The following is a 6111-nucleotide window of genomic DNA, read 5'->3' as shown; positions in this document are numbered from 1 at the left end:
ACCCGGAAGCTAAGCCCTCCAGCGCCGATGGTACTGCACTCGGGAGGGTGTGGGAGAGTAGGACACCGCCGGACAATCTTTCAGTTCAGGGTCACCCTTCGGGGTGGCCCTGAACTGCGTTACGGACCAATTCGAGGCCGAAAGGCGCCAGCGCGTCAGCGCCGAGCTGAACGCCGCTCGGCGACTGTGTCAACGATCAGGCCGTGGCGGATCGTCCGGGTGTGCCGGCACAGTCATTCCGACCTGCTCGAACGGGCCGACGATCAAGTGGTACTGCTCAGGCGTGAGCTGCTCCGGCTTCCAGATCGCACGGGCCGCGCTCAGGGTCGCCACGATCGCCTCGCTGATCGCCCCGACACGGTACGCCCAGAACTGCGGGCCGCGGGCGCGCAGGTCATCCCGCACGCGCTTGTCCAGCTTGCTGAACGCCGCAGCGGACAGGCTCGGCTTCGGCTGCCGTCCGTGAGCCCGGCGCACCGCCATCCGCAACTCGTACACCCGCTCCAGGTCCTCCCTGCTCAACTGCGTCGCGACAGTGATGAACTGGTCAACCTCCGCCGTGAACGAAATTGCCACTGCGGCACCGACCTTTTTCTACAGGGCGGGCAGCTCTACAGGACGGGTGCGCCGTACCTCCGCACCTCCGCGCGTTCACGCGGTGGTCAGGACGGTTCGCGGGCGCAGATGAAGCGCGGCTCCGCCAGGTAGCGCCAGGTGAACTTCTCCCGCTTCACGACCTTGCCGTCCTTCTTGAACACCCGGAAGGCGTCCTGGGTGAAACCCTGGCTGCCGCTGGCGGGGATGCAGGTCGGGCCGGGCTCCAGGTAGACCGTCTTCGCGTGGGTGATGTTGCGGCGCGGGCTGTACTCGGTCTTCACGCTGTCCCAGATCTTCGTGCTCCAGATCGACACGGTGATCGAACTCGACGTGTAGGAGGTGTCGATCAGGACGCCGTGCTCGGTGTTGTTGCGGAACTTGAAGTCCAGGTCAGGCCAGAAGATGGTCGACTCGATGACCGCCGGATACCGGCTGAACCAGTACGAGTGCGGCTTGTGCTCGACGTCCTCCAGCCCGGCGTAGTACGTCGCGTTGAACAGCGTCGTGGTGAACTGCGAGGTGCCGCCGCCAACCCCCGGGACCAGCTTGCCGTCGAGGATGACCGGGGCGTCCCGGTAGCCCTGGGCGTAGCCGCGCTCGCCGGTGTGCCCGTTGAGCGAGAACGTCTCGCCGGGCAGCACGACCGTGCCGTCCACGTCCTTCGCGATCGTGACGATGTTCTGGCTGCGCGGCGAGGAGAGCCCACCGGTGAAGTGCGTGGTGAAGGTGGAGACCCGCTCCTTGATGCCCAGGCCGGCCAGCTTCTCCGCGGTCAGCTCCGGCTCCGCCGGCTTCAGCTCGCCGGTGACCTTCCGGTCGTCGGCCTTCGGCAGGACGGCGAGCAGGTCGCGGCCGAGGGCCGCGCTGTCGAGCTGCTGCCCGGGCTTGCCGTCGACGACCTTCGGCTTGCCGCCGGAGATGGTCATCCGGGCGTCCCTCGGCGGCACCTCGATCGCGGCCAGGTCGCCGCCGAGCGCGGCCCGCAGCCGCTTCACGTCGACCTGCGGGGTCAGCTTGCCGGCCTTGTCGGCGGTGAACCGGAGGCTCCTCGCGATCGCCTTCGGCGGGATCTGCACCGAGCCCTTGCCGGTGGTCAGCGTGACCGGGGCAGCGACGGCCGGCTTCGCCAGCTCGGCGACCAGCCGGTCCACCTCCTCGGCGGTGGTCGCCGGGTGCGTCTCGACCAGCGGCACGGTCACCGGCTGGCCGCTGAGCCAGCCCTCCCGCACCACCTGCGCGGACCGTTCCGGATCCAGCGCGAGGCTCGGCTTCGGGTGCACCGCCTTCGGCGTGGTGCCCTTCCAGGTGATCGCCGGCATGGTCATCTTCCGGCCCTGGTCGCCGACGACCTTCTCCAGGGCGGCGTCGAGCCGGGCCGCGTCCACGGTCACCACCGGCTGCACCGCCCGCGACCCCACGAGCCGGTCGACGGCGTGCGCCTCGGCCTCGGCCGCCGCCGCCACGGTGGCGTCGACGTCGACCGCCAGGCCGACGGTGGCCGGGTCGATCGTGGCGGTCCGCTCGCCGACGCGTACCGACAGCGGGGCGTTGAGCGTGCCGGCGCGGCGTTCGAGCTCGGTCCGCAGCTCCCGGGCGGCGTCCGCGCGGCTCCGGCCGCCCAGCTCCGCGCCGAGCACCGTCGTCCCGCGCGGCACGTCACCGGCGTACGCGTAGGCGCCCGCCCCCGCCACGGAGGCCAGCACCGCCGTGGCGGCCCCGGCGGCCAACAGCAGGCGGAACCGGCGGGACCGTGACCCGCCCGGCCTGCCCGCCGGCGCGGCCGGCTCCGGCTCGTCACCGGGCCAGGTCACAGCCTTGACCTGCACGGTGGGCCGGTCGTCGGCGGGTGGAGTCTGCTCGCCGTACAGCGTCACGGTCACCTCGATCGGACGTACCACAACGGGGGAGCACGCCTCCGCCCGGAAGACACCTACGGTAACCGGCGCTCCGCCGGGGCGGGAGCCAGCGCCCCACCCGTCGCGTCGCGGCGTGTCGCACGGCGTGTCGGGGGACACCGGCCGGTGTCCGGGCGGGCCGGCGGGCATGGCACGGTAGGGGCATGGGAGCGGACGAGGCGGTCCTGGCGTACGGGGGCGGTTGGCTGGACCGGGCGGGGGAACTGCGTGCCGACCCCGAACGGATCGGCGCGCTGCTCGCGAACCCGGCGAGCACCCTGCTGCCGCTCTGGCGGGACCGCTGCCTGGTCGCGGGGGACGTGCCGGTGCGGTTGACCGGGGAACGGGCGGCCAAGGCGCTCACCGTCGCCGACGAGACCGTCTTCCTGGGCATGCACGAGGGCTCGGCCGTCTTCGCCGTCGACCTCTCCGGGCTGCCCGAGGCCGCCGCCGTCGAGGTGGCGGAGGCGGACGCCGCCGTGGACGTCCGGGCGCTGGTGGGCCGGCTCGACCCGGCCGGGGCGGCCGTCCAGGCGTACGCGCGGGGGCTGCTGCACTGGCACCGCCAGCAGCGCTTCTGCGGCACGTGCGGGGCGTCGACCGTCGCCCGGGGCGGCGGGCACGTCCGGTCGTGCGCGCGGGCGGACTGCGGTCGGCTCCTCTTCCCCCGGATCGAACCGGCGGTCATCGTGCTGATCGAGGCGCCCGGCGCCCCCGACCGCTGCCTGCTGGCCCGGCACGCGGGCGCGCCCGAGGGGGCGTACTCGACGCTCGCCGGCTTCGTCGAGGTGGGCGAGAGCCTGGAGGACGCCGTCCGGCGGGAGATGGCCGAGGAGGCCGGCGTGACGGTGACCGACCTGGCGTACGTGGGCTCGCAGGCGTGGCCCTTCCCGGCCGGCCTGATGGTCGGCTTCCGGGCCACCGCCGCGTCCGAGGAGGTGCGGGTGGACGGCGAGGAGCTGCTGGAGGCACGCTGGTTCACCCGGGACGAGCTGCGCGAGCGGGCGGCCGCCGGGCGGCCGCTGGGCCGCGCCGACTCGATCGACCACCACCTGCTGCACTCCTGGCTCGCCGCCGGGGCCTGACCGGGCCAGCTCCTCCCGCGCGACGCGGCCGCCGCCGGTTTTTCAGCGGACGAGCACGGCGACCGGCGCGGACGGCGTACCGGTGTCGACGCCGTCGGTGGCGGCGACCCGGAACTCGTAGCGGTGCCCGCGGACCAGCAGCACGGCGGTGAAGTCCGTCCCGCCGACCGGCACCGGGTCCGTCCGCCACTCCCCGCCGGACGTGACGTCCCGGATCTGGACGCGGTAGGCGAGGCCCGGCCCCGCCGGACGCCAGGTCAGCCGGGCCTCGCCGTTGCCGGCCGCCGTCGCCGCCAGCCCGGCCGGCGTGGGCAGCCGCGGGACGGCCCGGACGGGCCTGCTCTGCCGCCCGGCGCCGGCCTGGTTGGCCGCGGCGACCACGAACTCGTACTCGTGACCGTTGCGCAGCTGGCGGATGGTGGCCTCGGTGCCCTGCACGGGCACCTCCTCCTCGGTGAACTCCCGCTCCCCGGCGGTGAGGTCCCGCCGGTAGACGCGGTGCCACCCGCCGGGATTGGCCGACCGCCAGGTCAGCTCCACCTCGCCCAGCCCGATCTTCGACACCCGCAGGTCGGTCGGCACCACCGTCGGCGCGGTGAAGCGCGCCTGCGCCCGCACCGGCGGGGAGAGCGGACCCTCACGGTCGCGGTCCACCGCGCTGACGGCGAACTCGTACTCGTGGCCGTGCTCCAGGTAGCGGGCGAGGTGGCTCGGCCGGGTCTCGAGTGCGGGCGAGCCGGGGCGGCTCCGGCCCGCCGTCACGTCGCGGCGGTAGACCCGGTAGGAGACGCCCGGCCCGAGGCTGGCCCAGCGGAGCCGGAGGTTGCCGTCCGGCTGGGCCTGGACGGTCAGCCTTGCCGGCGCGGCCGGCGGGCTGACCGAGGCGGTGGCCCGGACGGGCGTCGAGGGCGGGCTGTCCCCGCCGCCACCGACCGCGACGACGGTGAACTCGTACGTCCGGGCGTGCCACAGCGAGCCGACGGTCGCGCTGGTGCCGGTGAACGTGCCGACGAGGGCCGGTTCCCGCTGCCCCGTCGTGACGTCGCGCCGGTAGAGCCGGAACAGCTGGACGAACGGCACCGGCTCCCAGTGCACCGCGACGTCCCCGGTGCGGCCGGCCTCGGCCCGCACCCCGCCCGGCGGCGGTGGCGGCGGCACGGTGGCGGTCATCCGCGCCACGGGCGAGGGAGGGCCCTCGCCGCGCCGCCCGACGGCGGTCACCCGGAACTCGTACTGGTGCCCGTTGACCAGGAAGTCGGCCGAGGAGCGGGGCTCGGCGGTCGGCTCGCCGATCCGCACGAAGTGGGTCTGGCCGGCGGTCACGTTCCGGCGGTGCACCAGGTAGCGCAGCTCGTCGTCGGTCGGGACGGGACGCCACCGCAGCTCGGCGTTGCCCGCGCCCCGCGCCTCGGCCGTGAGCGCCGCCGGCGCCGGCGGGACGTCGGCCCGGTCCGGCCGGGGGCGGGGCCAGTCGACCTCGACGAAGCGCGGCCGGTAGAGGCCGGCGTCGGCGTACGTCACGGCGTCGTCGACGTTGTTGACGTTGTAGGAGACCAGCAGCTTGCCCGGACGAGCCAGTTCGGGGTGCAGGTCGGCGTCGTAGACGAGGTGCCCGGCTTCGGTCTCGGGCGCGCGGTGCAGGTAGTCCGGCCCGTCGAACGGACCCGTCGGCCCGTCGGCCGAGTACGCCACCAGGTCGGCGCTGAACACCAGGTTGTTCTCGTGGGTCACGAGCACGTACCGGTCGCCGACCCGCTGCACCCCGTACGACGTGCCGACCCCGCTCAGGATGCGGGCGGACCGGTGCGCCGCGGGCGCCCAGCCCGTGCCCGTCCAGAACTCCCACGGGCCGTTCAGGTCGGTCCCGGCGACCCGGGCGACATGCGCGAACTTCGTCTCGCCGCTCGCCTCGGTGCCGTAGATCAGGGTGTGTCCGCCGTCGCGCAGCAGGGTGGAGCCCCACGAGACGTGCTCCCCCAGCGGCAGCGGCCGCACCCCGGTGGGCGTCAGGCCGGGCAGCGCGAAGGTCGCCAGCGAGGTGCCCAGCAGGACGTGGTCCAGCGGGCCGTCGCCCGTCCGGCGGTAGCGGTTGACCAGCACCTGGAGGGTCTCGCCGACGACCTGGGCGTCGCCGATCCAGTGGAACTGGTCGGCGGCCGGCGGCGGCACCAGCGAGGCGGGGTCGTCGGCGGTGCCGCCGTGCACCGTCTCGCGCAGCTCGTCGCCCTGCTGCACCACGGCCGAGTTGTTGATGAACGACGCGGTGCGGGGGCGGGAGCCGTCCGGGCCCACGGGGCCGAGGAAGGTGTCGGAGAAGAGCCAGAGGAGCCGGCCGTCCGGGAGCCGGACCGAGGCCGTCCGGTCGGCGCCGTTCCACCGGCCGGAGGTGTCGCCGTAGCGCTCGAAGAGGGCGGTGAGCCGGTCGGCCGACATGCCGCCCTCGGCCCGCGCCCGGCCCGGTACGCCGGCCGTCAGGGTGAGCACCAGCGCGGTCGCGTACAACACGAGCAACCAGCGTGCGTGGGTGCGGCCCT

The 6111-nt window shown here is 74.3% G+C and carries 4 protein-coding genes and 1 rRNA gene; 2 read left to right on the top strand and 3 right to left on the bottom strand.

The window, feature by feature from the left end; translation table 11 throughout:
* A 5S ribosomal RNA gene (rrf, locus tag ACLQ22_RS26945) occupies nucleotides 1-74 on the top strand; the annotation flags it as partial.
* 115 nt (nucleotides 75-189) lie between these two features.
* Here rrf and ACLQ22_RS26940 read toward each other — a convergent pair.
* Both ACLQ22_RS26940 and ACLQ22_RS26935 read right to left on the bottom strand, forming a co-directional pair.
* Nucleotides 190-576 (bottom strand): hypothetical protein, encoded by a 387-nt coding sequence (locus ACLQ22_RS26940; RefSeq protein ID WP_425694769.1) that lies wholly within the window; start codon nucleotides 574-576, stop codon nucleotides 190-192.
* Nucleotides 577-662: 86 nt separating this feature from the next.
* Entirely contained in the window at nucleotides 663-2477 is a 1815-nt protein-coding gene (locus ACLQ22_RS26935) for a VanW family protein (RefSeq protein WP_425694768.1), read from the bottom strand.
* 179 nt (nucleotides 2478-2656) lie between these two features.
* Between ACLQ22_RS26935 and nudC the strand changes: the two genes are divergently transcribed.
* Nucleotides 2657-3577 carry an NAD(+) diphosphatase gene (gene nudC / locus ACLQ22_RS26930; protein ID WP_425694767.1) on the top strand — a complete coding sequence of 307 codons (921 nt, stop codon included), beginning with the start codon at nucleotides 2657-2659 and terminating at the stop codon, nucleotides 3575-3577.
* 42 nt (nucleotides 3578-3619) lie between these two features.
* Here the strand turns inward: nudC and ACLQ22_RS26925 are convergent, their stop codons facing one another.
* Nucleotides 3620-6082, bottom strand: a complete 2463-nt coding sequence (locus ACLQ22_RS26925; protein WP_425694766.1) for a DUF5005 domain-containing protein — start codon at nucleotides 6080-6082, stop codon at nucleotides 3620-3622.
* Nucleotides 6083-6111 lie beyond the last annotated feature (29 nt).

The sequence above is a fragment of the Micromonospora sp. DT178 genome, from assembly GCF_049841695.1.
Lineage (GTDB): Bacteria > Actinomycetota > Actinomycetes > Mycobacteriales > Micromonosporaceae > Micromonospora.
The sequence above is the reverse complement of the archived record's forward strand: the minus strand, read 5'-3'. Positions and strand labels throughout refer to the sequence as shown.